Origin of the sequence: Paenibacillus taichungensis, assembly GCF_047302525.1 — a bacterium.
GTDB classification, from domain to species: Bacteria; Bacillota; Bacilli; order Paenibacillales; family Paenibacillaceae; genus Paenibacillus; species Paenibacillus taichungensis_B.
The window spans coordinates 5,710,410-5,736,594 of sequence record NZ_CP168020.1 but is presented as its reverse complement, the minus strand read 5'-3'; the positions used below and the strand labels follow the sequence as shown (position 1 = coordinate 5,736,594).

General features: G+C 47.1%; 26 protein-coding genes. 19 read left to right on the top strand and 7 right to left on the bottom strand.

All coding sequences use genetic code 11. The features are described from left to right. Positions 1-76: 76 nt before the first annotated feature. From ACDJ58_RS25970 to ACDJ58_RS25960, 3 genes are all read left to right on the top strand, one after another. On the top strand, positions 77-1,765 hold the full coding sequence (locus ACDJ58_RS25970; protein ID WP_413373717.1) for a DUF6138 family protein: 1,689 nt from the start codon (positions 77-79) through the stop codon (positions 1,763-1,765). A gap of 69 nt (positions 1,766-1,834) precedes the next feature. Next, a complete protein-coding gene (locus ACDJ58_RS25965; RefSeq protein WP_413373716.1) occupies positions 1,835-2,884 on the top strand; it encodes a hypothetical protein in 1,050 nt (349 codons plus the stop codon). 93 nt (positions 2,885-2,977) lie between these two features. Then, positions 2,978-3,679 carry a hypothetical protein gene (locus ACDJ58_RS25960; protein WP_413373714.1) on the top strand — a complete coding sequence of 234 codons (702 nt, stop codon included), beginning with the start codon at positions 2,978-2,980 and terminating at the stop codon, positions 3,677-3,679. A 106-nt stretch (positions 3,680-3,785) separates the two neighbouring features. Here the strand turns inward: ACDJ58_RS25960 and ACDJ58_RS25955 are convergent, their stop codons facing one another. Then, positions 3,786-4,889, bottom strand: coding sequence for a stalk domain-containing protein (locus tag ACDJ58_RS25955; protein ID WP_413373713.1), 1,104 nt, complete (start codon positions 4,887-4,889; stop codon positions 3,786-3,788). Positions 4,890-5,563: 674 nt separating this feature from the next. Next, complete coding sequence (locus tag ACDJ58_RS25950) at positions 5,564-5,770, bottom strand: hypothetical protein (RefSeq protein ID WP_076291194.1); 207 nt, start codon at positions 5,768-5,770, stop codon at positions 5,564-5,566. 330 nt (positions 5,771-6,100) lie between these two features. Here ACDJ58_RS25950 and ACDJ58_RS25945 point away from each other — a divergent pair, with 330 nt between their 5' ends. The 5 genes from ACDJ58_RS25945 to ACDJ58_RS25925 all read left to right on the top strand — a co-directional run bounded on the left by ACDJ58_RS25945 (position 6,101) and on the right by ACDJ58_RS25925 (position 11,043). Continuing rightward, positions 6,101-7,729 (top strand): copper amine oxidase N-terminal domain-containing protein, encoded by a 1,629-nt coding sequence (locus ACDJ58_RS25945; protein ID WP_413373712.1) that lies wholly within the window; start codon positions 6,101-6,103, stop codon positions 7,727-7,729. Positions 7,730-8,039: 310 nt separating this feature from the next. Beyond that, positions 8,040-8,492, top strand: a complete 453-nt coding sequence (locus ACDJ58_RS25940; protein ID WP_413373711.1) for a disulfide oxidoreductase — start codon at positions 8,040-8,042, stop codon at positions 8,490-8,492. Between the two features lie 17 nt (positions 8,493-8,509). Beyond that, entirely contained in the window at positions 8,510-8,956 is a 447-nt protein-coding gene (locus tag ACDJ58_RS25935; RefSeq protein ID WP_413373710.1) for a FixH family protein, read from the top strand. Positions 8,957-9,129: 173 nt separating this feature from the next. Further along, positions 9,130-10,611, top strand: coding sequence for an alpha/beta hydrolase family protein (locus ACDJ58_RS25930; RefSeq protein ID WP_413373709.1), 1,482 nt, complete (start codon positions 9,130-9,132; stop codon positions 10,609-10,611). Positions 10,612-10,635: 24 nt separating this feature from the next. Then, positions 10,636-11,043: a MerR family transcriptional regulator gene (locus ACDJ58_RS25925; RefSeq protein WP_379447941.1), complete on the top strand. Its 408-nt coding sequence runs from the start codon at positions 10,636-10,638 to the stop codon at positions 11,041-11,043. A gap of 114 nt (positions 11,044-11,157) precedes the next feature. Here the strand turns inward: ACDJ58_RS25925 and ACDJ58_RS25920 are convergent, their stop codons facing one another. The 4 genes from ACDJ58_RS25920 to ACDJ58_RS25905 all read right to left on the bottom strand — a co-directional run bounded on the left by ACDJ58_RS25920 (position 11,158) and on the right by ACDJ58_RS25905 (position 14,494). Continuing rightward, positions 11,158-11,835 carry a succinylglutamate desuccinylase/aspartoacylase family protein gene (locus ACDJ58_RS25920; RefSeq protein WP_413373707.1) on the bottom strand — a complete coding sequence of 226 codons (678 nt, stop codon included), beginning with the start codon at positions 11,833-11,835 and terminating at the stop codon, positions 11,158-11,160. A gap of 95 nt (positions 11,836-11,930) precedes the next feature. Next, complete coding sequence (locus ACDJ58_RS25915; protein WP_413379838.1) at positions 11,931-12,899, bottom strand: ATP-binding cassette domain-containing protein; 969 nt, start codon at positions 12,897-12,899, stop codon at positions 11,931-11,933. 21 nt (positions 12,900-12,920) lie between these two features. After that, positions 12,921-13,721 (bottom strand): ABC transporter permease, encoded by an 801-nt coding sequence (locus ACDJ58_RS25910; protein WP_413373705.1) that lies wholly within the window; start codon positions 13,719-13,721, stop codon positions 12,921-12,923. Next, positions 13,718-14,494 (bottom strand): ABC transporter permease, encoded by a 777-nt coding sequence (locus ACDJ58_RS25905; RefSeq protein WP_413373703.1) that lies wholly within the window; start codon positions 14,492-14,494, stop codon positions 13,718-13,720. The genes ACDJ58_RS25910 and ACDJ58_RS25905 overlap by 4 nt, the downstream gene beginning before the upstream one ends. 305 nt (positions 14,495-14,799) lie before the next feature. Between ACDJ58_RS25905 and ACDJ58_RS25900 the strand changes: the two genes are divergently transcribed. The 10 genes from ACDJ58_RS25900 (at position 14,800) to ACDJ58_RS25855 (ending at position 23,830) form a co-directional block, all read left to right on the top strand. Continuing rightward, positions 14,800-15,642 (top strand): DegV family protein, encoded by an 843-nt coding sequence (locus ACDJ58_RS25900; RefSeq protein WP_413373702.1) that lies wholly within the window; start codon positions 14,800-14,802, stop codon positions 15,640-15,642. 136 nt (positions 15,643-15,778) lie between these two features. Then, a complete protein-coding gene (locus ACDJ58_RS25895; RefSeq protein WP_413373701.1) occupies positions 15,779-16,498 on the top strand; it encodes a response regulator transcription factor in 720 nt (239 codons plus the stop codon). Then, complete coding sequence (locus ACDJ58_RS25890; protein ID WP_413373699.1) at positions 16,495-17,427, top strand: sensor histidine kinase; 933 nt, start codon at positions 16,495-16,497, stop codon at positions 17,425-17,427. The genes ACDJ58_RS25895 and ACDJ58_RS25890 overlap by 4 nt, the downstream gene beginning before the upstream one ends. A gap of 128 nt (positions 17,428-17,555) precedes the next feature. Next, entirely contained in the window at positions 17,556-18,479 is a 924-nt protein-coding gene (locus ACDJ58_RS25885) for an ABC transporter ATP-binding protein (RefSeq protein ID WP_413373698.1), read from the top strand. Next, complete coding sequence (locus ACDJ58_RS25880; protein ID WP_413373697.1) at positions 18,472-19,170, top strand: ABC transporter permease; 699 nt, start codon at positions 18,472-18,474, stop codon at positions 19,168-19,170. The genes ACDJ58_RS25885 and ACDJ58_RS25880 overlap by 8 nt, the downstream gene beginning before the upstream one ends. Before the next feature lie 104 nt (positions 19,171-19,274). Then, positions 19,275-20,087: a bifunctional hydroxymethylpyrimidine kinase/phosphomethylpyrimidine kinase gene (thiD, locus tag ACDJ58_RS25875; RefSeq protein WP_413373695.1), complete on the top strand. Its 813-nt coding sequence runs from the start codon at positions 19,275-19,277 to the stop codon at positions 20,085-20,087. Positions 20,088-20,330: 243 nt separating this feature from the next. Next, on the top strand, positions 20,331-21,011 hold the full coding sequence (locus tag ACDJ58_RS25870) for a response regulator transcription factor (RefSeq protein ID WP_413373694.1): 681 nt from the start codon (positions 20,331-20,333) through the stop codon (positions 21,009-21,011). Continuing rightward, entirely contained in the window at positions 21,008-22,765 is a 1,758-nt protein-coding gene (locus ACDJ58_RS25865) for a sensor histidine kinase (RefSeq protein WP_076291205.1), read from the top strand. The genes ACDJ58_RS25870 and ACDJ58_RS25865 overlap by 4 nt, the downstream gene beginning before the upstream one ends. A gap of 20 nt (positions 22,766-22,785) precedes the next feature. Further along, positions 22,786-23,331 carry a CDP-diacylglycerol--serine O-phosphatidyltransferase gene (gene pssA, locus ACDJ58_RS25860; protein WP_063566539.1) on the top strand — a complete coding sequence of 182 codons (546 nt, stop codon included), beginning with the start codon at positions 22,786-22,788 and terminating at the stop codon, positions 23,329-23,331. Between the two features lie 13 nt (positions 23,332-23,344). Further along, a complete protein-coding gene (locus ACDJ58_RS25855) occupies positions 23,345-23,830 on the top strand; it encodes a DedA family protein (protein ID WP_053780148.1) in 486 nt (161 codons plus the stop codon). Positions 23,831-23,972: 142 nt separating this feature from the next. Here the strand turns inward: ACDJ58_RS25855 and ACDJ58_RS25850 are convergent, their stop codons facing one another. Next, positions 23,973-25,163, bottom strand: coding sequence for a cation:proton antiporter (locus ACDJ58_RS25850; protein ID WP_413373691.1), 1,191 nt, complete (start codon positions 25,161-25,163; stop codon positions 23,973-23,975). A gap of 376 nt (positions 25,164-25,539) precedes the next feature. Here ACDJ58_RS25850 and ACDJ58_RS25845 point away from each other — a divergent pair, with 376 nt between their 5' ends. Then, on the top strand, positions 25,540-26,124 hold the full coding sequence (locus tag ACDJ58_RS25845; RefSeq protein ID WP_170867957.1) for a DUF420 domain-containing protein: 585 nt from the start codon (positions 25,540-25,542) through the stop codon (positions 26,122-26,124). Positions 26,125-26,185: the final 61 nt, after the last annotated feature.

The following is a 26,185-nucleotide window of genomic DNA, read 5'->3' as shown; positions in this document are numbered from 1 at the left end:
ATATACGAACATCAATACGTATTTTTAGCATAGATGGTTTGAGGAATGATCTGATAAATGGGAAGGCGGTCGAAGGATGAGTACACTCTATGATCAGGCAATGGAAGAAATGATTGCGGTAATTCATGAATGGTTTGATGAACAGATGAAGCGGGGTGACCTGGAAAAGGCTGTGAAGCGAACAACGCTGCAAATGGGGATCTTTAATGATATTTTGCTGGATTACAGACCTGGGCGGACCACGGTAGACAGTGTGGATCTTGGATTGGATGAAGGATTGAAATCGAAGAAGACCGGTCCCTTTACGGAGGAACAGGTACGGAATGAGATCCAGCCCAGGCTTGTAGAGGTTGTTCAGGGGAAATTGGAAGAGCTGGCGGATACACCGTTGATCGACTATCGTTTTACCTTTCGCGGGAAATTCCCAACGACAGAAGGAAAGCTGCAAGTGACCATGCTCGAATATATCAACGAAGGGAAAAGGCAGCAGTTGCTTGAGCGCATTCATACATACGTAGACCAAAAGTTGCTGGAAGGTTCATATCCAACAAAGCCATTGGAATCCTTTTTTTTGACGCGTCACCTGCTTGACCCGAAATTGTTCGCTGAACTGGACGTAGCGTGGATAATAGCGCAATATGACCGCATTCAGGAGTTGAACAAAGGGCGTCAGGAAGCCCTGGCGGAGCATCGTGGTGACATTATCCGTGCGATAACGTCATGGGCGGAGAATCATTTTTTGCCACTTCACTTTGATGTACAGCCTTCTGCGTACAGCGCCAATGTATATACACTTAAGCCAGATGCTTCTTTGGAGGAGGACCAGCCTCAGAGTGAGCATGGCCAGCATATGGCACAGCCTATCGATCTGCTGCTGTACGCAGCCGTGATGATTCTTCGTTATGAGCCTAGTTACAGTAAATCGAAAGGCCTTACTTTCTTGGAACTGGCCAAAAAATTGGGTAGTAGCCGTGCGGTTCGCATGATGACGGAAGGTAGCGGAACCTATGCCAAGGAAGATATTCATTTGAAAAATGAGCAGGTGGAATGCACAGCCAACGATGTGTTCTCGATCATTACCATCATCATTCGCAAGGAAGAAGCAGCTGCCTACGAACAAGCCCTTGGTTTTATCACCCGTTTGCTGAAGCAGGGCTTCCCCAAAAGTTACAAGATCAAGCTCAAATCCAGCGTGAAGAAGTATCTGCCTGTTAAAGGGCTTGCGAAATCGGATACTCATCGATTTTTTGCAAACGCACTGGAGTACTCGAAGCTGCATCCGCTGCTTGAAGAATATGCACGTGCAGCGATCGAAGAGTTCGAATTTTATGCGGATACAGAGGGTGAAAAGAACTGTATGCCAGGCAGTTATGCAACCTTTGGACTTGGACTGTCGGATGAGCGGTATTTCCCTTTGGTTGAATATTACATGGGTGAAGTGGATGATGAGCACCAGTTGGTACAGGATAAATTCACCGTTGCGTTTGTTGAGAAGCATGGTGTAACGGCCAGCGTTATACCTGCATTAGTTGCCTGTTTGCGTCGTTCTACGGATTCCCTAAAGTTGAAAATCCAGCCAGAGCTGGAGGATGAGGAGAAGCTTGAACTTCTGGTCCAATCGTTGCAAGGAATGGAAACCTATGAAGTGGAGCGTGTGCTTTATCCAGTCTGGGGCACGGTGGAGAAGCTTAAAACGCTGGCACGTAAGGCTGAGGGAAGACGGAAAGAGTTGCTTTTAGAGCTGTTAAAGGCCGCAGGGAAATAAGGATATACCCGTGAGGGCTTTTCAAGGCTGATGTGATGTATAAGGATACAAGTAAAGGTGGATGAGTGTATGGAGCCATTAAATCGGGATGTATGGGAAGGGTTGTCTGCTCAGGAAAAGGAGAAGCTGCTGCGTGATTTGGTCAATCATTTTCCGACAGGTATGAAGTATGAAGGATTGGAGTCATTTGAACGATTCGGTCAGCGAATCGAGACAGGTGTATTTTCGTATGATGAGCAGAGATTTGTGTTTGTGCCTGGTGATCGGGTGACACTCGGCTGGGATCGCTGGCAGGATGGAATGAATGAGCAGACTTCCGCTGATTTGCTGGAGACGGTCAGTGAGTATGGTGTGGAAGACGTGGATTCTTTTTTGAGTAGCCAGATGTCTCCGGTTAGGGAAGTGTACATTGCTCCTATGGTAGTGGAGTGCAGCAACCATTCACTTGGCTGGATTGAAGTGGCGGAAGCTGAAGCGATGGCGCAGGAGAATGCCTATTTTGCAGAAGAGCTGGAGAAATTTAAGCTGTCCGATCTGAACCAGTATGAACTGCATCAGGAGTTCCGTCTGGTCCGTCAAGGTGAGGCAGTACAGATATTTTGGTTCAATGAAGATTTGACGCTGGAATATTTAATCGAGGAAGAAGAAAAAGCGGGTTTTGATTTGCTTACTGAAGACGAGTGGGAGTATCTGTATGGAGGTGGCTGCCGCACGTTATTTCCATGGGGAGACAGCTTTGACTACACGATGAAATTAAAGCATTTTGGAAGCCTCGAAGGAGTGGAGGGAATTGTGCAAGAAACCGCAGAGCCGGACCCTTCCCTATTTGAAGAGGATGACCGTTCGTATGATCTGGAGCTTCCCAACTTTTTTGGTGTCCAGTTTGCTGGAGATCCCTATAACTATGAACTTACGCTTGATGCGTCTGGAAACATGATGCCCAAAGGTGGCGACGGTGGCGCGATGATCTGTGGTGGTATGGGACCGTTGGTCGGTTTCCTACCCTCTGCGGCCGTATACTATCGTGATGGTAATGCAGGGGAATTGGACTGGGAGGATATGATCGATTATATGAACTATCGGAGAGTGATTCGTTTAATCGATTTGGAGGCTGGGTGATGGCGAGAAAATAGGTAGGGAAGGGGAACCAGAATGATTAAAGAACCGGAATTTAGCTGGATAAAGCATTGGGGTTTCGAGTGGCCCGAATAGATGGCGCGCAAAAATCATTCCCCACAATCACTAAACACAGATACGTCTGCCAGATATAAAGGAACGTCCTATCATCAGGATGCTTTTGAGAAGTATCTAGTTTGTTATGCAGCGGATGGCATTCGTTTCAGTGTAGGTACGCTGGTGCTTTTCTTTCTTAATGTATTTCTCCTTATTCCAATATTCAGTGTTCCGTTCCAGTCCTTATATGCTACTATTCTACTGCCAGTTCTGACAGTAATGAATTTATGGGCCATAGCCCTAATCATCGCGCCGCGTAGGCTGCAACTGAATTATGTCCTATTTCGCGGTGTATTTGGGGTCGTCTGTTCTTTGGGCTTTATCATTATAATTCAAAAGTTCGCCTATGGCATGCTGGGATTGACGACACCGTGGTATGCGATTGCTTCATTTACTTTATATGGTTTGGCCTTATTTCAGTATTCCAAGTTTCATTTGCGCAAACTGCAACAGTCTCCACATGGGAAAAAAGCGGGTGTAGGTGCCCAAATGCCCATCACTACGTTAACACTACTGACCGGAGCAGGATATATACTGGCTAACATTTCTCTTGCTTTTGTCACGCAACAGACGGTTGTTGTTGTACTTATATGTGTGTATAGTATGTTGGCGTTTGTTGTTTTTCATTTTATTATGGATTTGCATCGCTATTACTGGCTGCTTCACCATCGTCTTAAATAGGACAAAACACACATCGAATCTGTCCCTGACCACAGGAAGAACAGGATGATGTGTGTTTGTTATGTTGCATGGTTTTCAGTGTGTTTCTATGATTCTAGTTTCGAAATTATTTCACTTTTTGCACAGATATAGCCATTTGCTCCAGCTGTGTATGAGTCAATGCGTTATTTGCCGAGCTAAGGGTTACATAGCGATCATCGAGTTTGAATGTCAGCATGTCGGTTTGATCCGGTGTGTACCACTTGGCGGTAACGCCGTTTGGCAATTTAACATTTTTGCCGTCGTAGCTGAAGGAATAGTCTCTAGGTGACACAGTGACATTCATGTGATTGAAAACAAAGTTTACACCATCCCCGCCAGCAGCTACGTTTTTGAATGAATCCCCGGCAATCATGTGTTGTGGTGCGTAAGCAGTCTCGAATCCTTGGAGTTTCGCAAAGGCTTTGCGGATGGCAGTTGACTGTTCTTGGGTATATTTCACATCAGCGAAGCCTGTAACGCCCTGATCGTTACCTTGAACCTTTTGCACAGATACAGCAACTTGCTGCAACTGAGCCTGAGTCAGCTTATGGTCAGGTGAGCTTATTGTGACATAACGATCATCCAGTTTGAACGTGAGCATACCCGTTTGATCCGGTGTATACCATTTGGCTGTGATACCATTAGACAGCTTTACTTCTTTGCTATTGTAACCATCTGAATAATCTCTTGGAGACACATCCACTTTCATATGATTGAAAGTAAAGCTTACTCCATCGCCGCCAGCACCTACACTTTTGAACGTATCACCTGCAATCATCTGTTGAGGAGCGTATGCTGTCTCGAAGCCATCGAACTGTGCAAATGCCTTTTGAATGGCTTCTTTTTGCGCTGTGCTATAGGTTACATTGCTCAATGTGGAAGGATTGCTTGTAGCTTCGCCGATGATAACCTGTCCTTTTTTACCGTCATACGATACAGGTACATGCAGCGCATCAGCAATGGCACGTACAGGCAGATAAGTTGAATTGTTGTAAGTGATTGGAGCCAGTTTCTTGCCGTTGCCATCAGTCGGTGAGTACGCCGCACCGTCAACATTGAAGCTGATCCCATGGTTGAGGTATGCCGAGATTTTCTCCAGCTGAGTTCCTGCGAATACGCCCGTTGCTCCTGTTAATGTCATGCCCAGTACCATCATCGTTGCTGCGGATTTCTTGAAGTTTTTCTTCATGAGTATAACTCTCCTTTAGTTTATATAAGTTGAATTGGGGGATTTACACCTTACCACTCCGAGTGCAGTACCAACTTCCGATCGCTCTTATCCCCAGATTTTCTTGAATCCTTTTATAAGGGGGAAATCCGGGGATAAAGGCGAACGCTACGCTTCTTCAGATTGGTTCTGCCCTCTCCGTTATGGTGTAAAAGTCAGATTCAACTTATATATTTTGTTATTTATAATGGCTTGCTGTCCTTATGGCTTTATATTACCCCCTGAACATATCCAGAATAATTCTGAATTATCTCCAACTTGTAAACATGTGTAAGGATCTTGGCATTTGGAATTTGTTATTTACAGAGGAGAGCATTCACATTATAGATGTTGGAGAAGCAAGGAGAGGGGATATTCATCTCGATTTGGCAGCCGCGCTGACTTCCTCCATTCCCACATCTGTTACAGAGAGAGAAGTGGGAGAGATTGTAGCTGATTTTGAGCAGGGGTATACACAGGAAGGTAAGTCTTTCAGCAGGAAAGTTCTTTATGAACAAATGCATTTGTGGGTGGTACGTGGACTCTTGGCTATCATAAGAGAGAGGGGAATGGTTCGCCAAACCATCCCATATGTACAACGAAACCTTGAACTACTGGAAAAGTTCAGACATGTACTTTGCTGAGAGTAAGGCTATTCAGTTTACTAAATACAGGATGAAACCGCCTATACCGAGAACGATGGCACCAACGTATACATAGGTAAGTTTGCTCAGATTTTGCTTGGTCCTGCGATCATACTCGGGGTTGCTGGTCTGATTCGCTTTCGAATTCCCGATGATCATTGTAGCAATTCCACCGAACAGGGCAATGCCAACAATTAAAATATAGGGCAGCAATGTCATGTGATGACCTCCTTCATTGAAATCAATCGTTCTTTTCATTGTACTTCAAGTTTACCTTGGATGTAAGCTTGTTATTGATAAATTAAGGAAAATAAAGTCCTTCACTTACAGTATGTATGCAGTGCTGAATGGAGCGGATCACTATAATTTTAAAATTTTAAATTTGAGATAAACCTTGTTGTGGCGCGTATTTGCGGCTTTCCTGGACGGAGGCTGCAATTTTTTTTGCCCAGAGAGGTGATCCAGATTGAAGAACCCTGCGTTACACCCTATGAAGACGACGACGAGGAAACAAAGGATAAACAAAACTAACCGAGGAGTGAACACGTAATGAAAATGAAGAAATTTATCGCACCCATGCTGAGCTTGACGTTATTGATGCCAGGAATCGCCGGGGCTGCTGCAGCACCACAGACACCGATGACTACAATGAAGGCAAGTGTCAATACACCTGCTGCTGACCTAAGAGCGAGCCTGGATCACCTGTTATCCGAACACTTTGCACTCGCAGTAACCGCAATGGCGAAGGCATATGACGGAGCAAAAGATGCAGACGCAGCTTACAAAGCACTCGACCAAAATGCATTGGATATGCAGCCGGCAATCGCTTCCCTTTACGGTGATGCAGGAGCCAAAGAATTCGAACGTATCTTCCGCGCTCATAACAAATATACAGACGATCTTGTGAAAGCAACTAAAATGGGTAACCAGTCTGGAATCAAAAAGGCACAGGATAATATCAACGGTTTTGTAGAAGAATTCTCTACATTCCTCAGCACCGCAACGGAAGGCAAATTGCCAAAAGCAGCAGCCAAAAATGCTCTGAAAGTACATGAAGATCTCGTGCAAAAAGTATTTGATGAATATGTAGCAGGTGATTACACAGATGCATACAAAGCTTACCGTGAAGGTTTCAAAGAAATGTTCGATGTGAGTAAAGCACTTTCCACAGCAATTACAACACAAATGCCTGAGAAATTCGAGAACAGCAAAGCGGACACACCAGCAGCTGATCTGAGATCTGCATTGAATCACTTGGCTTCTGAGCACTTTGCTCTGTCGGCTCTGCAAATGCAAGAACAATATGATGGTCGCACAGCAGCATCCAATGTTCTGGTTACGGCTGAAGCTGGAAACACAGCAGATTTCAAAGCAGCGATCGCTTCCATTTACGGTAATGATGGTGCCAATGCGTTCGAGAAAATTTGGGTAACCAACCACGTGAATGCACAAAGTGACTATGTAACAGCGGTTAAAAACAGTGATGCAACAGCTCGTGCAGCTGTCGAGAAACGTATTGACGGATTCACAACGGAGTTCGCGACATTCCTGGATTCCGCTACAGCGGGTAACCTGCCAAAAGCTGCCGGACTACAAGCATTGACGACACATGAGAAGCAAGTACAACAAGTATTGGATCAATACGCTGCGGCTAACTACGAAGGTTCGTACACGACCAATCGTGAAGGATTCAAAGTCATGTTTGGTGTAGGTCAAGCCCTGGGTAATGCAATCGTGACGCAATTCAATGATAAATTCCAAGAGCAACCCACTACACCAACAATGCCTGAAACAGATACAACAACCGTATGGATGCAGCTGAACAGCAAAACGCTGAAAATCAATGACAAAACAACCAACATGGACACCACACCAATGCTTTGGAAAAACACAACCTACATTCCACTGCGCTTCCTGAGCGAAGGGATTGGTGCAACCGTGAAATGGGATAAAAAAGCACAACAAGTAACTGTAATGGCTGGCAATGATACACTGAAGTTCTGGGTGAACAACAATGTTATGGAAGTTAACGGCATGAAGAAAAATGTGGGTGCAACTGTCTTTGTTAACAAAGATGGACGTACACAAGTGCCAATGCGTTTCATCGCTGAGCTTCTTGGCTGGGATGTAAAATGGGCGCAAAAAGATGGCTCCATCACGCTGACTAAATCCATGTAATCACTATTTATAAAAGAAGAACGAAAAAAGCTGCCCCCATACGGCAGCTTTTTTTATTGTCGTTTCAGCAACCTTGACCTCATCCTACTCGGTGAATCTGCAATCCATTCTGCATAACATGGACGCAAAAAGGCCGCATCAAAATATTCAAATATTTGGTATAATCAAGGGAGTCAGCAACCTCGCCGCAACTTGTTATTTATCACGGTACGGTGGTGGACTGTACATAATCGTAATCGCTAGCCCGTTGGAGTCATGTATGTTGTATTATTATTCGGTATGATCAAACAAGAAAAGGGGGTTCAAGCGGATGGACACAGCTTCAAAGCCTGAGCGACGGGCAAAAAATATTGATACCCGTCTGTTTATTGCCTGGGCCATATCAGTCATTGCGACTGGAGGCAGCCTTTATTTTAGTGAGATTAAGGGATACATCCCCTGTGATCTGTGCTGGTTCCAACGGATCTTCATGTATCCGTTAACGATTTTACTGGGCATTGCCTACTTCAAGGATGACGTGGGCATCACCAAATATGTTCTTCCGCTTAGTTTCATTGGAGGCGGAATCTCGTTATACCATGTAACGATTCAGCGTATTTACTCGGCTACGGGCAGTTCAGTGGCATGCGGACAAATTCCGTGTTATACCGATTACTTGAACTGGTTTGGTTTTATCACGATTCCGTTACTTGCACTGATCGCATTTATCATCATTATTGTTATGCTCTGGGGAATTGGCAAAACAGCAAAATCTTCTTCATAAGAAAGGACAGATGATTGATGAGCGGAAAAGTCCGTTGGTTCATGCCCTTCATCATTCTGATCCTCCTGATCGTGGGGTGTTCGGAACAGAAGCAGACCCAGTCAGGTGAGATGCCGGAGATGATCAAGGTGAAGCTCATGGTACCGGACAAGGTGTCCATTAAGGAAAATGTTGCCCTGCAAATCCAGCTTACACAAGGGGGGCAGCCTGTGAATGATGCGGACCATGTGCAGTTTCAGATCTGGAATGAACAGGACGAACCCGAGGCACCATCTCTGGAACAAGGCATGATGAGTGCAGAAGAGCTTGAAGCCAAGGGAGCCATCACCGCGAAATCAGCAGGTGAAGGTTTGTACGAAGCAAGCTACGCGTTTGAGCAAACCGGAGTCTATATCGTTCAGGTCCATGTCACTGCTGGTGCAATGCATACCATGCCCCGAACGAAGGTAACTGTGGAAGAATAAATCGATGAATACAGCCCGATAATGTTGACGTACAAGCCACTTTCGGCCGCGTCGTTTATCGGGTTTTTGCACGTGTAATTAGCGATTGTAAATTTCTCGTTTTTATACCTTGACCTTGAAGTATACTTCAATGTTTATCCTTGATGTACTACAACATGTTGGAGGTAAGATCGATGAGAATTTTGGAATGGATTTTGGTCATTGTGACGGTTATTAGCGCAGTAGTCATGTTGACGGCTCCCAAACGTCGGGCAGTGAGAGTTGGTACGTTGTCGGCACTGGCATTGGCTATCCTGCTGCATGGGGTAATTGATCATTTTCGTGTGCAGTTGCTGCCCACCTATATCGTGGCCCTTGTTTTACTGATTGTATTGGCGATTCAACTGTGGAAGTCCGGACGCCATATGCAGAACATACAGAAACCAAAACGTCGTTCGGGGTTCAAAACCATCTTGGCATCTATTCTGGTGCTGGCTCTCAGTGCAGGTTCAATTGTGCTGACGTCTCTTTTCCCTGCATTCACGATGCCTGAACCGACAGGTTCATTCGCCATAGGCACCTATTCGCAGCAGTTAACGGATGAATCTCGGGAAGAAACCAAGACGGCTGAAGTGGGTGATAAGCGAGAACTTATGATCAATGTCTGGTATCCTGTAGACCAGGAAACAGCCAAAGGATTGCCGCTAGAGCATTATCCTGCCGAGTTGGGAGAGGCGATTAGTCTCGTATTTGGAATTCCACCGATGGTGTTCAGTTACCTTGATACGATTCCCACGCATGTTGTTAAAGGCGCTGAGGTGTCTGCCGCACAGAGCAAGTATCCAGTATTGCTGTTCTCACCTGGAATACGCTCAGCACGCTTTCAAAGTATGACCGCAATTGAGGAACTGGTAAGCCACGGCTATATTGTTGTTGGGATCGACCATCCATATACATCTGCTCAAGTAACATTCCCGGATGGACATGTTGCTTCTTATGAGCCGGATCCTGACTACCCAACGTCAGAGGAACTATATCAACATAATATAGAAGGTGTTGGCATTCGTGCAGCTGACGCAAGTTTTGTACTGGATACGCTCACCCAGTGGAATAAACATGATCCGAATCAACTGCTCGAAGGCAAGCTTGATCTGGATCATGTGGGTATCTTTGGTCACTCCTATGGTGGTGCGACAACAGCGGAAGCGCTAGCGCAGGATAGCCGTTTCAAAGCAGGGCTCAGTTTGGAAGGCGGATTCTGGGGAACCGTATCCACGACAGCCTTGAAACAGCCGTTTATGTATATCATGTCGGGTGGAACAGCCAAAAGTTTGGACCCGAACGCCAGTGCCAAGGATAAAGTGTTTTATCCCGAGTTTGAACCGGATTTGGATCGGGTGATGACAAGCAGTCTCAATGACACGTATTACTTGACCGTGGATCATTTCTTCCATCAGAGTTTCACGGATATTCCGTTAATTTCACCTATAATGTTTGCCAAAGGCATAACACCAGAGCATAATGTGGACATTACAAGATCATATACATTGGCATTCTTTGACCGTTACTTGAAGGGAGAAGAGCAGCAGCCTTTGCTGGAAGGGCCGTCAGACCGTTTTCCCGAGGCCACTTATGATACCAAGTATACCAAGGTGCGGAACAATCAGGCGGAATAACGCGGAGATGGATGGAGGAGTAGCATGAAAACCATGACAAGAGGAGAGTTGGCCAAACGTACGGGTGTGAGCATGGCAACGCTCCGGTATTACGAGGACAGCGGAATTCTGCCTGCTCCCCGTCGTTCGTCCAACGGATATCGTGTGTATACCGAGGATTATCTGGTTAAGGTCAAATTCATTAAGGATGCTCAATCGCTGGGTTATTCCTTAAAGGAAATACAGGATACGTTGCAACTGCTCAGTCAGGAGGACATGGAGAGTGAAGCACTAAAAACACTTGTACGTGACCGAATTGAAGAGATTCAGTTGCATATCGATAACCTGCAGCAGATGCAGACGCTTCTTGCCGGGTTGCTCCTGACGCCAGAGCATGATATTCACAATTACATTGAATCTTTTCGGATCAACAAGGAAGATGGCAATTCATAAGGTAATCTTGTAACCAATAGACACCTTCGAAGATCATCCCTGACGCGTTTGGCGTGAGAGATATCTTTGAAGGTGTCTTTTATGTTTCCGGCTCTTCATAACGATTCAAGCAATTCAAAACAGGCCTGCTTCGCGCAGGAAATGGTGCACAATTTCCGTCTGATACTTGATCCGGTCTGATCGGTTCAGACTCCAGCAGGTCTCCACCGTAACCGAGCGGGCTTGAAGCAGGCGAGCTGCGGCTGTTCGTGCTGAACCGGGCAACTCGTGTTGCTTTAGATTGAAGTGCCTGTCACGAATGGGAATCGACTGATTCATTCGCCCTATAATTCGTTTGCATACCGGAACAGCCCTGCTGCCTGGATTGGTAATCAGGGTTTGTCCCAGTACCCGTGAGCTGCGTTGGGATAATCCATTGGCTTCATGCAGGTCCAGCCACCAGGCAGGTCCATATTGACGGGCAAGCCGAAAGACAGCGGAAGCAAGAGGATGTTTGGCTTTGCCAGAAATATGCCGCGGGAAGGTGCGATTTAAATCAGGTTTTCCTCGGCGTTTGTTTCGATAAGCCTTTTGATTCACTCGTGGAACAATAATGAGGAGTCCGCGAACCACGTGTCGCCGCCCTGCCATGCAGTCATTAGCCAGCTTCTGCGCAGCGGCTATGCTCGCGGTTTCATTTCCGTGAACTCCCGATGTAATCATGATAACGGGTCCGGGCTTCGTGCCTCGAACGAGGTAATAGGGAGTGGCGTGTGCACTGGATGCAGCAAGTGTGTGTTTGGTAACAAGCATGACACTTCACCTCCGCTATTACAGTACGTCATGTCCTTCCCGCATGTAACGGCATTTGAACAGGCCCTCATCCAGTTCTGAATAAAATAGGCCTGTCAATACACTCGATGAATAATATCCTCGAAATCCGGTTCTTTCATCTCGACATCCTCAATCTCGCCCCATTGTTCGAGCTGCTTCAGAATGTCCATTGTGCTCCATTCTTTTCGGTTTACTTCGACAGTGACGATCTGGCTCTCTGCCCCTGTGATCTGAATGGCGGATGATATAGCATCTGGGATATGATACGAGCCGCGATACGTAACTCGGATAAGTGTTGGCAGACCGATGGTGTCGCGCAGAGAAGGGATCGAGCCGTCATACGTAAGTTGACCGTGATTGATCACCATCACCCGACTGCATAGCTGCTCAATGTCGTCCATGTCATGAGTGGTCAGCAAAATCGTTTTGCCAAACTCTTCATTTAAAGTACGAAGAAATTGACGAATGTTCCGCTTCGCGTTCACATCCAGTCCAATCGTCGGTTCATCGAGAAAAAGAAGTTCCGGGTCATGAAGCATGGAAGCTGCCAGATCGGCACGCATCCGCTGTCCAAGCGAGAGCTTGCGGACAGGTGTAGACCAGAACGATTCCAGATCCAGCAGCTCGGCGAACTGGGCCAATCGTTTCGTTTTGTCCTCCGCACGGACTCCGTACATCTCGGCCAAAATATCATACGAATCCTTCACAGGCAGATCCCACCAGAGCTGGCTGCGCTGTCCGAACACGACACCGAGACGTCCAACCGTGCGGCGTCTTTCCTGGTGTGGATTCATGCCATCGAGCAATACCTCTCCCGAGGTCGGATGAAGGATGCCCGTCAGCATTTTGATCGTGGTGGATTTGCCAGCCCCATTCGGGCCGATATATCCAACAAACTCTCCTTTGCCAATATCAAAGCTAATGTCTCGAACCGCTTCCTTAGACAGATACTCACGTGAAAACAAGGTGCGAAGGCCGGAGAACCGGCCCTCACGTACCACAGGGGTTTTGAATTCCTTTTGCAGATGCCGCGCTGTAATCATAGTCATGTCGAATTTTCCTCCTTAGCTACCTGTACTTTGATATTTGGTTAAACCGAATTTCCAGAAACGCAGACTTGCGGCCAGACTCAGGACGGCTACAACGACAATGGCAAAAAGAACCCATGCACCTAGTTCGCCGCGAAGCAGATAGAGTGACGGAACATAGTTGACGAAACCCACCGGGATCACGGTCAGCAGAATGCCAGAAATCCATTTGGGATATAACGTCAGCGGATATTGGGCAGCGTTACGCGCCGCATCCTCGGTGATGGTCTGCAGCTCTTCAATGCGTGTGGTCCAGAATCCAAGCGTTGCCGTGGCAAGCCCAATTGAAAAAAGAATAATAGCACCGGTCAGGATGACGAACAGAGAGAGGGGAATGGCGGTCCAGCCGATCTGTCCGCTATGCATCATGCCTGCGAGAGACCAGCAAAGAATAAACCCGCCTTGTAACACTTCACCAGCCATGATGCGGAAGTTTTGTGGCAGTAAGGCCAGCAATACGGGCATAGGACGGGTTAACAGTTGATCGAGTTCGCCGCCGACCAGATATTTTTCCAAATGATGCACTTCGTTGCCAAACGTTCGATATAGTGTCTTGGATAGGGTCATGATCGCGAAGAGGTAACCAATTTCATGAAGGGACCAGCCTTTAATGGCTCCGAATTTGTGCAGCACCAGAGCAACCATCAGAAACTCGGAGATTTGAATAAATGCAGCCAGAACGGAGGCCATGATGAAATTGAACTTGTATTGCATCCGACTGCGGATGCTTGTTCGAATGAGCATTTTATATAAAGTGAACCAGGAAGTTGTTTTCATCCCCCTTGCACCTCCACTTTACGGCGCAGCAACTGGGTGATCGCCAGACAGACGAACGTCATGAGGACGCACCAAATCAAGGTTCCCCATAGCAAGGAGCCATTTTCATAACCCAGATAGATTCGGGTTGGGACATAGAGCAGGAAAGGATATGGGGATAACCAGGCAATTCGTTCCAACCAGTCTGGCAGCCATTCCAGCGGAATGAAGAAACCAGCGAGCAGATTCATCATCGCGTGATTGCCCCAATGTAGCCAGGAGGACTCCGTAGTCCACATCGCGGTGGCGCCAATAATGTAATTCATACAGATGGATAAATAGGATGCGCCGGCAAGACCAATTGCGGCAAATAGCAGGGTTGAAGCTTCTGAGGGCCATTGCAGAGAAAATACGATGGAGAAGAGCAGGTAAATCGGAATGCTTTTGTACACGAACTGGTAGGCGACCTGCCCCCATTCACGTGCCATCAGGTGGGTAAACAGATGAACCGGCCTCATGAGATCAAGCGCGATCTGCCCTGTCCTGACCGTGAGTGGAATACCAAGTCCATTGGTGAGAAAACCCGAGATCCAGAGAGAGGATTGCGTAAACGCAATGTAACTGACCATCCCCTGTGTTCCGTATTCTCCGAGAGAGTGGTCGGCCCCGATGCCGATCCAGAGACAGGCGTACATGTAACCGAACATGGCGCTTGCCAGGTTATTGACCATGTGGGACCCGCGGTATTGCAGGTTCCGGGAGTAGGCTTTGGAAGCCAGAGTGAAATAAAGCATGTGACACCTCCGATAAGTTGGTTGAACGGCGGTTCCGTTCACTTCAGTCAAGGCGAAAAAGAGAGAAGGACAACAGCATACCAATTTATTCCTTCACAGGCAAGACATTTTTTTGGCATATACCGGAAGAAATGAGGCTGTTCAACAATGCGCCACAAGACAGTGGTTTGTCCGTTCCTTTATAATTGGGGAGCAAAGACGCAAACGTTTACAATATGAACTATTCAAATTTTAAATAATCCGCCGGGCATGTGCCTGACGATTGAGGATACAGCTTCAACAATCCGGCAAGAGAGAAGGTTGGAATGAGGAAAATTGCATGGGTCACGGACAGTACGAGTACACTCGATCCGCTATTTGCTGAGCAGAATCATGTTTACATCGTACCTCTGCGCATCGTTTTTGGAGAGGAATGTTATCGGGAGACAGAAGACATCTCGTCGGAATTGTTCTATGAGAAACTTGATGGGGCTTCACGTGCAACCAGTTCACAGCCGCCGATTGGTGAATTTATTGAACTGTATGAGTCGTTGAAAGGCAAGTACGATGAGATCATAACCATTCATTGCTCCACTGCGCTTAGCGGAACGCTGCACACATCGATGCAGGCAGCCGAGATCGCAGGTGTGACGGTTACCGCCATTGATTCCAGAGCAGGGGCTTATCCGCTACGGGAGATGATTTTGCAAGGACTGGAATGGCAGAAGCAAGGCCAGACAGCATCCGAAATCAAACTTCACATCGAACAGATGATTGATAACATGTCCTTTTACCTCATTCCGGCCAGTCTCCAGCATCTGCACCGCAGTGGGCGTGTGTCGGGAACCCAGCTTATTCTTAGCCAATTGTTGAAAATTCATCTGCTGCTTCGATTTGAAGAGGGCAAAGTGGTTGTGAATGAGAAAATCCGCACGTTCAAACGGGCCAAACAGCGCATGCTGGATGTGCTCAAGGTGGATATGGGGAAAGTGAAGCATGTATGTATCATGCACGCGAACAATCAGGAAGAAGCCGTTACAATCAAACAGCAGATTGCAGATTTGCTTCCCCTCTTGAAGACGGAAATTATGCCTTTTATCCCTGTGGTAGGAATTCATGCAGGTGCGGGAACGATTGGACTGTGCTGGATACGAAGCGAGACGGTATAAGGTTGTAAATGAGACCTGACAGGAGGTTCACTTTGAAAACATGAAGTGGCGATCCTGCCGGGTTTTTCGTATTTCATTGCCAATTGATGCAAACTGTGAGGTAATAAAGGAAAACGTTCATCTTGGAGGGAATTTCGTGTCAAGTTATCGCTTGCTGCTTGTTGAAGATGATCGCTCAATTAGTGAAATGGTCGGTCCTTATTTGGAAAAAGAGGGTTATGACGTCTCTTATGCATATGACGGACTGGAGGCGGAACGTCAATTCAGCCAATCACCGTCAGGCTATGACTTGGTCATTCTCGATCTGATGTTGCCACATAAAAATGGGATGGAAGTGCTCCAGACCATCCGTGCCACCAGTCTTGTGCCTGTGCTCATCCTGTCTGCAAAGGACGGAGAGGTGGACAAAGCCCTTGGCCTGGGATTCGGCGCTGATGATTACTTGAGCAAACCATTCTCGTTAATCGAGCTGACCGCTCGTATCAAGGCGGCTATTCGTCGTGCCAACTATACCGCACAGCCTGCAGCTGCAGCCGCCCCGAAGGTACAGCGCATTCACATTGACGGACTTGTGGTCGATACGGAAACGTATGAGGTAGAGCGTGATGGCATACCTGTAAAGCTTACTTCCAAGGAATTTGGCATTCTCAAAATGTTTGTCACCCACCCTGGCAAAGTATTTACCAAGGCTCAAATCTACGCTTCTGTCTGGAATGATCATTATTACGGCGACGAAAATATCATTAATGTTCATATGCGCCGTCTGCGCGAGAAGCTGGAAGTTGACCCGTCCAATCCCCGGTATATCAAAACATTGTGGGGTATCGGTTATAAGCTGGAGGTGGACCCGGCGTGACGTTGATCTTTGCCTTTTCTACCGGGATCTTGGCTCTTGTCGTCATTTTGTTGAGCGTAAGGCTGCATAAACGCAGTACCCATCTAACTTACATACATGAGAAATTGACCGCTATTATAGATAAAAGCACGTTTGAGCGTCTGCTCGTCTTTAACAGTGATCCCCAAATCAGTCAGCTCCTTAAGGACATGAATCAGTTACTGGATCATGCACATCGGGCTGAGGCGGGTTATGCCAATCAGGAGAAGGAGATGCGTAACATGCTCTCCAATATCTCACATGATCTGAAGACGCCGCTCACGGTTGTGCTTGGTTATAGTGAAACGCTGCTGCACAGCACTTCCCTAACAGATCAGGAACGCGTGATCATGACCAGCAAAATCCAGGATAAGGCGCAGGAGGTACTGCGTCTGGTTCATTCCTTTTTTGACCTAGCGAAGCTGGAGTCCGGGGATACCGAGCTTGCACTGACCAGGGTCAATGTAAGTGAATTGTGTCGCTTGAAGATGATATCTTTTTATGAAATGTTAACGAGTCTGGGTCTGCAAGTGGAGCTGTCCATTCCGGAAAGCGATATCTTCGTGAATGGCAATGAGGAAGCACTGGACCGTGTGCTGGATAATCTGATCACGAATGCCATGAAATATGGAGCCGATGGCAAGGTGCTTGGCCTTTCACTCGATTATTCAATAGGCGAACAAGTGACACTTAGCATCTGGGATCGGGGCAAGGGCATTCCTGAACAGGAGCACAGCCGTGTATTTGAACGTATGTATACGCTGGAGGATTCCCGTAATCGTCTCTATCAGGGCAGTGGTCTGGGTCTGACCATTACGAAGCGGCTGGTGGAGCGGATGGGCGGAAGTATTGAGTTGCATAGCGTACCTTTTGTGCGAACTGTATTTTTGGTTTCTTTAAAACCTTGTTAGGTGCGTTTTGTAACTTCCCCGGTAAGCTTAAGGTTTTTGTAAGATTTGATTAATAAAAAAGAAGACTTTTCTCTTTACAATACAGATATAAGAACCCGTCAGGGACGAACGTAAAGGAGAACATCAACATGACATATATTGCGCGGACCATAGGTGTGACCAAGACGTATGCAGGGGCAGAAGTGGTATCAAACGTCAATATGAGTATCAAGCAAGGGGAGATCTACGGGTTTCTTGGTCCGAATGGAGCAGGGAAAACGACGATGATGAAGATGCTCACTAACCTGGTGAAGCCGACTGTAGGCGAGATTGAATTGTTCGGAGAAAAGCTCACGCCTACTTCTTATGAATTGCTGAAACGAATGGGCAGCATCATTGAATATCCCTTTTTCTACGATAATCTGTCCGCCAAGGAAAATCTGGATCTCCATTGTGAATACATGGGGTTTCATAACAAAAAGGTCATTAACGATATGATGGAAAATGTAGGTCTTAAGGATACAGGCAAGAAGCCTGTCCGTGACTTCTCTCTGGGGATGAAGCAGCGACTGGGCATCGCTCGTGCGCTTATCACAACACCGGAACTGCTCATTCTGGATGAACCGATCAACGGGCTCGATCCCGTAGGAATCAAGGAAATGCGCGATTTGTTCAAACGTCTCAGCTCCCAATATCGCATTACCTTGTTGATCTCCAGCCATATCCTCGGGGAAATCGAACAGGTTGCAGACACCGTTGGCGTCATTCGGAATGGGCGTCTGGTTGAAGAAGTATCAATGGACAGCATTCGCGGGAGCCACAGCGAGTACATTGAGCTGCAAACGTTGGACCCGCGTAAAGCGACCTATGTGATGGAGCATCAGCTGGGGTTGAAAAATTATAAAATGATCGATGACCATACCGTACGCATCTATGATCCGGGCATTGCCCCATCCGAATTGACAAGCAAGCTGATCGGGCATGGCGTTGAGATTGAATCCATTTTCAAACGGGCACATTCATTGGAAGAACACTTCATGAACTTAATGAAAGGGGATGGGGACGTTGCTTAAACTGATCCAGCTGGAACTGCGCAAACATCGGTTTGCCCGGAATTTCAGAACGGCAGGTATCGCCAATCTCGTCCTTATCCTGTTTCTCATCATGGTTGGAGTCACCGATCAGGGGGCAGAAGATTACGCTTTTGCCGATTACCACGTCTCCTTCATGTTAATAGATACGTTTGCCCGAGCCGTCTTTATCATCTTTGGCGGTGCGTTGATAGCGAAACTGATTATCAGTGAGTATCGAAATAAAACGATGAACGTCATGTTTACCTACCCGATCAAACGCCAGAAAATCATTGCCGCCAAACTGATCATCATCTTTGTTTTTACCTTTGTGATGATTTTGTTTACCGATCTGCTGATGGGAGCATTGTTAGTTATTACAAACCATTTCTACTCCTTCATTCCAGACACGTTGTTGGTGAGTGATGCGCTGGTACTGTTGCTGAAGTATACCATTAGTTCTTTGTCCGCTGCGGGCATGGCTCTGATCCCTCTATTCTTCGGGATGCGCAAATATTCGGTCACGACCACACTGGTATCATCCATTCTGCTTGTTCTTGTGGTGTGTTCAGGATTCAATGGGCCTACGTTTTCCATCAACACGGTTATCGTGATTCCACTGACGCTGGGGGCAATTGGACTGTGGATTGCTTCGCTGTCCATGATTCGTCTGGAGACAAAAGATGTGAACTGATTCCTCTGGAAACCATACTCCGTCTGGCTTCACATGCCATTGACATCTGCTCGTACAAGGGATAGGATAATGTCAACTGAAGGACGAAGGAGAATGCAACTACCATGACGATTCCAAAAACATTAACAATCGCTGGTTCGGATACAAGCGGCGGTGCTGGGATTCAAGCAGATTTGAAAACTTTTCAGGAGCTTGGTGTGTATGGCATGACTGTGCTGACTACCGTTGTGGCGATGGAGCCTGATACGTGGGATCACCAGGTCTTTCCTGTGGAATTAAGTGTAGTCGAGGCTCAACTGCGCACCGTTCTGGATGGCATCGGCTTTGATGCAATGAAGACGGGTATGCTCGGTTCTGTAGATATCATTGAATTGGTTGCGAAGCACATCCGACGGAGCGGACTGCCACAGATCGTTATCGATCCGGTAATGGTCTGCAAAGGTACGGACGAAGTGCTGCAACCTGAGAATACAGAAGCAATGATCGAATTCCTGTTGCCGGGTGCTGATCTGGTTACCCCGAATCTGTTTGAAGCATCGCAGCTCGCGAAAAGCGGACCGATTCGCTCCAAGGAGCAGATGGAAGCTGCAGCAGCTGTCATTCACAATCATGGGGCGAAACATGTCCTGATCAAGGACAGAGGCGTTATTAACCCCGGTAAAGCGATGGATCTTCTCTATGACGGAACGAACTACGAATGGTTTGAAGCCGATGTTGTTGGCTCCGGATACACACACGGTGCAGGCTGCACCACATCTGCGGCAATTACCGCAGGTTTGGCTCGCGGTCTTACCGTGAAAGAGGCTGTTCGTGAAGGTAAAGCCTTCGTGACCAAAGCGATTGCTGGCGGATTCCCGCTGAACCGCTTTGTTGGCCCAACGTTGCATGTAGCACACCGACTGGAGAATCAACGCTAAGCGGTGCGCACATGTGGTGTGTAATCGCGGAGAAAAAACGTGGTCTTAGCCGAAAGTAGCTGTCAATGAGCAGAGGTTTGCTCGTTGACGGCTTCTTTTTTGTGGGAAAACGTATGGGATTTAGTAACTTTTGGTATATATTAATCGTATATAAGATGGAGTTCATTACAGAACTTGGCTGGACACACGGACGACACACGGAATCGTTATGTTAACAACAGAATGCTAAAAGGAGAGTCGGCCATGGTCAGAACAGTGCTTCTGGTGGAAGACGAAAGCCGCATTCGTGAGATTGTGGCCGATTATTTCATAAAAGAACAATGGAACGTTATTGAAGCAGAACATGGGGTAGAGGCGCTGGAATTGCTGGCACTGCATGAAGTCGATCTAGTCATTCTAGATGTGCTGATGCCGGAAATGGATGGATGGACCCTCTGTGGGCATATTCGTTCCCAGTCGACCGTACCTATTATAATGCTGACTGCCCGATCGGAAGATGATGACAAGATTCATGGCTTCCAGCTCGGCGTGGATGATTATGTTACGAAGCCATTCAGTCCTCGTGTACTGGTGGCACGTGCAGAGACATTAATGAAGCGAGTAGAGGGTGCCGTTAGCAAGGAGCAGAGTGTGATCCGGTTTGGATGTGCCACACTTGATCCTTGGGCGCGGCGGCTTGAGAAGGATGGAATCGAAGTGGAGCTTGCTCCCAAGGAATACGACCTGCTGCTGTATTTAACTCGCAATCAAGGGATTGTACTGTCCCGTGATGCCATACTTAATCGGGTATGGGGATATGACTTTGAGGGCGATTCGCGTGTGGTGGATACCCATATCAAAAAGCTTCGCAGCAAGCTTGGGGATGAAGCCAAGTGTATCCGAACCGTTATCGGGACCGGTTATCGATTCGAGGTCGAGGCATGAGACGTAACGGTGTAACGATGAAACTGTTTCTGGTCATGGCTGGATTTCTGCTTCTTCTATATGGAACAACGGTGATTGCCCAACTCGTCTGGTTCCCGGACTTTTACCAGCATCAGAAGATCAGCAGCATTAAGAAAAAATTAACGAAATTCGAACAACAATATTCCACTGGACATTGGAACGATGTGCAGCTGGCTAAGGAAACCGGGAAGTTCATGCGGCAGAATCAGTCGCATCTGGTCATCCTGACGAATACAGGTAAGCTGGTCAATGACCCATTCCACATCGTGCTTCTGCAAGAGGATGGCAAGCAAGTAAATATATCGCTGTCGTTGTTTATCAACAGTGAGAATGCAGGATGGCTTGCTTCACACTTGAAATATGGTCAGCAATTGACCGTTACAGGCTCAGCAAGTGGAATGAATGATCCTATGGTCTATCCGCTGAAGATAAAGGATCAGAGCTCCGTGGTCAGCGGAACGGAAGATTTTCAGGAGTTAACGGAGCCGGTAGAAGAATGGTCAGGAACATTGAAGGACGTTGTTCTTCCCAACCTAGGAACATGGAGCCAGAGACAGGGTCTGCTCGTGCAGGCGCTGGATAGCCGCTTCCCACTATCTACGGAAGACCAGCTCAGTCTCGCCAATGGGAAAATGATTAATGAGGAATGGACCGACAGCTGGAGTGGTGTACGAAATGTGCTTACCATTGCTCCGGTGCACAGCTCCGGACCTCAGCAGCAGCTCATTTTTTCTCTGACGTCCCTGCAGGAGATGAGGGAGGCGAGTGAAGCTACACAACTATTTTATGCGTATTTTGGTATTGCTGCATTTGTGCTGATTGTGTTCCTTTCACTGCTTCTGTCCCGAATTGTCACCAAGCCGTTGCTTGCCCTGAACCATGTTGCCAAAAAGATGTCGACCCTTGATTTCACAGTGAAATCGCCCATCCGCCGCAATGACGAGATTGGCAGTCTGTCCAATAGTCTCAACGCGCTGTCGACGACACTGGGTCAGACTTTGGAAGAACTAAGGCAGGCGAACAGTCAGATGCGCACCGATATGGAGATGAAGCAGCGGATTGAACAGCGTCAACGGGAGTTTTTTGCCGATGCATCCCATGAGCTCAAAACGCCTATTAGCATTATCAAAGGGTACTCCGAAGGGTTGAAAGATGGAGTCAGTGAGAGCAAACGTGAGCGTTACATCGAGATCATTGCCGATGAAGCGGTCAAGATGGAAACGATGGTCGAAGAGATGCTGGATCTGGTACGGTTGGAATCCCAAGCGATTAAGCTGAACACCGATGCGGTAGCTCTTGGAGATATGATTGAAGATATTGCCGGACGTCTGGGTCCACAATTGAAGGAAAAGGAACTGGAGGTCGTGTTGGTCTCCACCACCGAGCAGACCGTTGAGGGAGACCGCAGCAAGTTGGAGCAAGTCATCTATAATATGATGATGAATGCTATACGACATGCCGTCCCTAAGACCGATATTATGATTGAGATCAGCAGGCCGGAAGGGCAGGTTCGAATCTCCATCGAGAATCAGGGTGAGCAGATTTCGGAGGCGGAGCGGCAGTACATCTGGGAAAGATTCTACCGTGTGGAACGCTCGCGTAATCGCAAAATGGGGGGGACCGGGCTTGGCCTGGCCATCGCGAAGCAGATTCTCGATTTGCATGGATGCAGTTATGGTGTGGAGAACACGCCGGACGGAGTCCGTTTTTATATTATTTTTCCTAATGCTTAGTACGAAGGGGAGTCAAGTCTATGAAATCTTTACCGTCCATTCTAACGTTGGGCAACTTAACTTCAGGCATGTTGGCTGTAATTATGGCTATTCATGGCGAGTTTGCGCTGGCCGTGACGATGATTTGGGTAGCCATGTTCTTTGATCTGTTTGACGGGTTTGCAGCCCGCAAGCTGCATTGTGAGGGGGAATTCGGCAAAGCGCTGGATTCATTGGCTGATGTTGTTTCGTTCGGGACCGCACCCGTGCTGATTCTTTATTTGAACTCCATGAATGAGGTAAGTGCACTGGGTATGGCGCTAACAGCATTATTCCCGGTTTGTGGTGCATTGCGTCTTGCCCGTTACAATTGCCAGAAGACAGCAAGCCATGGTTTTGTGGGTATGCCGATTACGTTTGCAGGCGGTCTTATGTCCTTTTTCGCGCTCTGGAGTCCTTATTTTACTCATGGTGTAGCCTATCTTGTCATTATCGTATTATCCGGTCTAATGGTTAGCCAAATCCGATTCCCGTCTCTAAAACAAGTGCTAGCCCCCCATGAGAAGGATATTGTGGAACCGAAATAAGGAGCGAGTCAGTATGGAATTTGCAAGAGAATTTATTGGTCAATATGGTTATTTCGCAATTTACGGACTGCTGGCTCTTGGCGTGATTGGCATGCCTATTCCGGATGAGGTGATGATGACCTTTGTCGGTTATCTCGCCTCCATCTCGGTGCTGAATTATTCGGTGTCCATTGTTGTTAGTTTTGGTGGAGCGTTTACTGGAGGACTTCTGAGTTACACGATTGGCAAGAAGGCCGGCCGGCCACTGGTTGAGAAGTATGGTAAATGGGTCGGAGTCAACGCCAAACGGCTGGGCAGGGTGGAGTCCTGGTTTTTGAAATACGGGTACTGGTCCATCATACTGGGCTACTTCATTCCAGGCATTCGTCATCTGATGTGTTGCTTCTCCGGGATCAGCCGCATGGCTATAGGGCGATACGTGCTTGTCTCCAGCATTGGGGCGTTTATATGGTGTGTTGTCTTTATATCGATCGGTTTTTACGTAGGTGTATTAACTTAAAATGGGACAACCTGTTATGAACAGGCGAGGATAAAGACCTCTTGTTAATGGAGTGGTCTTTTTTTGTTTGTGTATTAATTGACTCCATTGAAAACGAAAAGCCCACCGCAAGATGCACGGTGAGCTGATTATAAATTTTTGATTACCCGCTTAGATGGGATTCCTCAATACCTTTTTCAACACGAGTTTCCCCTTTTTTGCGTGCAAAGGTGATTTTGAGTAAAGGTGGCGTAACCAGGGTTGTAACGATAACCATGATGACCACACTGGTGAAATACTCGGCGTCGAGTAATCCGGAAGCAAGTCCAGTGGAAGCGATAATAAGAGCAACTTCTCCCCGGGAAATCATGCCTGCACCGATGGCGAGGGAGGATGAGCGATCAAATCCGGTCAGACGCGCACCTGCTCCTCCGCCCAGAAGCTTGGTTACAATGGCAATGAGACTGATGACGATAATGAACCAGATTTGTGAACCCACTCCGTCAAAAGTCACGTTCAAACCGATACTTACAAAGAATACCGGAACAAAAATCCCGTAAGCGATCGGCTCAAGCTTGGTTTCGACCTCATGTTTGAAGTTCGTTTGGGAGATGGCGATACCCGCCGCAAAAGCCCCGATAATGCCTGCAACACCCATCCATTCCGCAAAGTACGAAAAGCCAAAACAGATGATTAATCCGGCTGTAATAACGGTCTCGGTGACCTTCAGCGGTGCCAGCCACTTCATGATCCGTGGAACAAGGAACCAGCTGGCGGCAATAATAACAACAAAGAATAACAGCTTCTTGCCAATTAGCAGAGAGATTGAAGTATCGGTTGCGCCTGTTCCGAGCAAACTCATCATGATAGCGAGGATGACCACAACGAGTACATCATCGACGACAGCTGCTCCAAGAATCGTTGTACCCTCACGAGAGCTGAGCTGATTCATGTCTTTTAACGTTTGAACCGAAATGCTGACCGAAGTGGCACAGAACAAAAGTCCAAAGAACAAAGCGTGTGTCTGCGACATGCCGAAAGCAGCGGCAGCTCCATAACCTCCGATGAATGGTAAAATAATACCACCCACCGCAACAGCAAAGGCTGCCTTCCAATTTTTCTTCAATTGCTCCAAATCCGTTTCGAGTCCAGCAATGAACATGAGCAGTAATACTCCAATTTCGGCCATATAATGGATGAAATCATTCGGTTGAACCCAGCCGAGCAGGGCAGGTCCGAGAATAACACCGACAATCAATTTGCCCAATACCGATGGTTGACCGAGTCTTACCGACAAATCTCCAGCCAACTTGGTGAAAATAAGAATGAGTGCAAGAACCAAAATAAATTCCATAGGTGTACTCCTCTCCAGCAGTAGCGTTTATAGGATTACCAGTCCAAGGGGGGATCATTCCAGGCCTCAGGAACAGAAAAAGGCATAAAACGGCGCTTGTAATAGTGCCGCTTTATGCCTTGAAAAAAGACAAGGAGGGCCCTTGGTGACAGGCTCCTCCAGTTCAACGCGTATTTGATTAATTGCATTAATTATACCATGAATACAGGATGGGGTAAACCAGTGATGGTGGGCTTTTAATGAAAATGGCCCGAAGGGGGCACTTTAAGGGTACCTGACAAGGCTTTTTGTTCAGAGTGTTGTCACTTAACAGTCGAGAAATGGCAAGATATAATGAGATAGAACATAGAAGTTAGGATATGAGGAGGATTTTTCATTGGGCAAACAGGACAAAGGGGACCCGAACATTCAATCCAATCAGATTGCCCCGACCAGTAATAAAAATTTTGCAGGTCTCATTATTACCATTTCCATTATCGCCAATGTCATTATTTTATTGTTGTTCTTTGCGCCGTCGATCGGATACAAAGGCGATGTAGCCTTTGACATTACAGTGTTGCCGCGGTTTAACGCCGTGTTCAACAGCTTCACCTTCATCTTCCTGCTTGCGGCCTTGATAGCCATTATTAAGCGGAATGTGAAATTGCACAAACGTTTCATTCTTGCTGCATTTTCAACAACCCTTTTATTTCTCGTTACGTATTTGTCGTTTCACTATCTGTCTCCGGAAACGTCCAAATACGGCGGAGAAGGTATCATTCGTTCCATCTATTTCTTCATTCTGATCACACACAGCATCCTGGCAGCCATTATTGTGCCGCTGGCTCTGTTCACTCTGGTATGGGGCTGGACGAATCAATTGAAGAAACACCGTAAAATTGCTCGCTGGACGATGCCAATCTGGCTCTACGTGAGTTCCACGGGTGTTGTTGTATATCTGATGATGGCACCGTACTATTAATAATTTCACATATCATGGGCATATCCGGCTCGCCTTGCGGGTAATGGTTTCATGGAAGGAG

Coding starts and splice junctions, on each gene's coding strand:
- ACDJ58_RS25920 (WP_413373707.1), bottom strand. CDS start 11,835: ATGCTTGTTACCAAACACACACTTGCTGCATCCAGTGCACACGCCACT.
- ACDJ58_RS25910 (WP_413373705.1), bottom strand. CDS start 13,721: ATGAAAACAACTTCCTGGTTCACTTTATATAAAATGCTCATTCGAACA.
- ACDJ58_RS25940 (WP_413373711.1), top strand. CDS start 8,040: ATGGACACAGCTTCAAAGCCTGAGCGACGGGCAAAAAATATTGATACC.
- pssA (WP_063566539.1), top strand. CDS start 22,786: ATGAAATCTTTACCGTCCATTCTAACGTTGGGCAACTTAACTTCAGGC.
- ACDJ58_RS25865 (WP_076291205.1), top strand. CDS start 21,008: ATGAGACGTAACGGTGTAACGATGAAACTGTTTCTGGTCATGGCTGGA.
- ACDJ58_RS25965 (WP_413373716.1), top strand. CDS start 1,835: ATGGAGCCATTAAATCGGGATGTATGGGAAGGGTTGTCTGCTCAGGAA.
- ACDJ58_RS25925 (WP_379447941.1), top strand. CDS start 10,636: ATGAAAACCATGACAAGAGGAGAGTTGGCCAAACGTACGGGTGTGAGC.
- ACDJ58_RS25945 (WP_413373712.1), top strand. CDS start 6,101: ATGAAAATGAAGAAATTTATCGCACCCATGCTGAGCTTGACGTTATTG.
- ACDJ58_RS25950 (WP_076291194.1), bottom strand. CDS start 5,770: ATGACATTGCTGCCCTATATTTTAATTGTTGGCATTGCCCTGTTCGGT.
- ACDJ58_RS25935 (WP_413373710.1), top strand. CDS start 8,510: ATGAGCGGAAAAGTCCGTTGGTTCATGCCCTTCATCATTCTGATCCTC.
- ACDJ58_RS25850 (WP_413373691.1), bottom strand. CDS start 25,163: ATGGAATTTATTTTGGTTCTTGCACTCATTCTTATTTTCACCAAGTTG.
- ACDJ58_RS25905 (WP_413373703.1), bottom strand. CDS start 14,494: ATGCTTTATTTCACTCTGGCTTCCAAAGCCTACTCCCGGAACCTGCAA.
- ACDJ58_RS25855 (WP_053780148.1), top strand. CDS start 23,345: ATGGAATTTGCAAGAGAATTTATTGGTCAATATGGTTATTTCGCAATT.
- ACDJ58_RS25970 (WP_413373717.1), top strand. CDS start 77: ATGAGTACACTCTATGATCAGGCAATGGAAGAAATGATTGCGGTAATT.
- ACDJ58_RS25930 (WP_413373709.1), top strand. CDS start 9,130: ATGAGAATTTTGGAATGGATTTTGGTCATTGTGACGGTTATTAGCGCA.
- ACDJ58_RS25885 (WP_413373698.1), top strand. CDS start 17,556: ATGACATATATTGCGCGGACCATAGGTGTGACCAAGACGTATGCAGGG.
- ACDJ58_RS25955 (WP_413373713.1), bottom strand. CDS start 4,889: ATGAAGAAAAACTTCAAGAAATCCGCAGCAACGATGATGGTACTGGGC.
- ACDJ58_RS25960 (WP_413373714.1), top strand. CDS start 2,978: ATGGCGCGCAAAAATCATTCCCCACAATCACTAAACACAGATACGTCT.
- ACDJ58_RS25900 (WP_413373702.1), top strand. CDS start 14,800: ATGAGGAAAATTGCATGGGTCACGGACAGTACGAGTACACTCGATCCG.
- ACDJ58_RS25915 (WP_413379838.1), bottom strand. CDS start 12,899: ATGATTACAGCGCGGCATCTGCAAAAGGAATTCAAAACCCCTGTGGTA.
- thiD (WP_413373695.1), top strand. CDS start 19,275: ATGACGATTCCAAAAACATTAACAATCGCTGGTTCGGATACAAGCGGC.
- ACDJ58_RS25870 (WP_413373694.1), top strand. CDS start 20,331: ATGGTCAGAACAGTGCTTCTGGTGGAAGACGAAAGCCGCATTCGTGAG.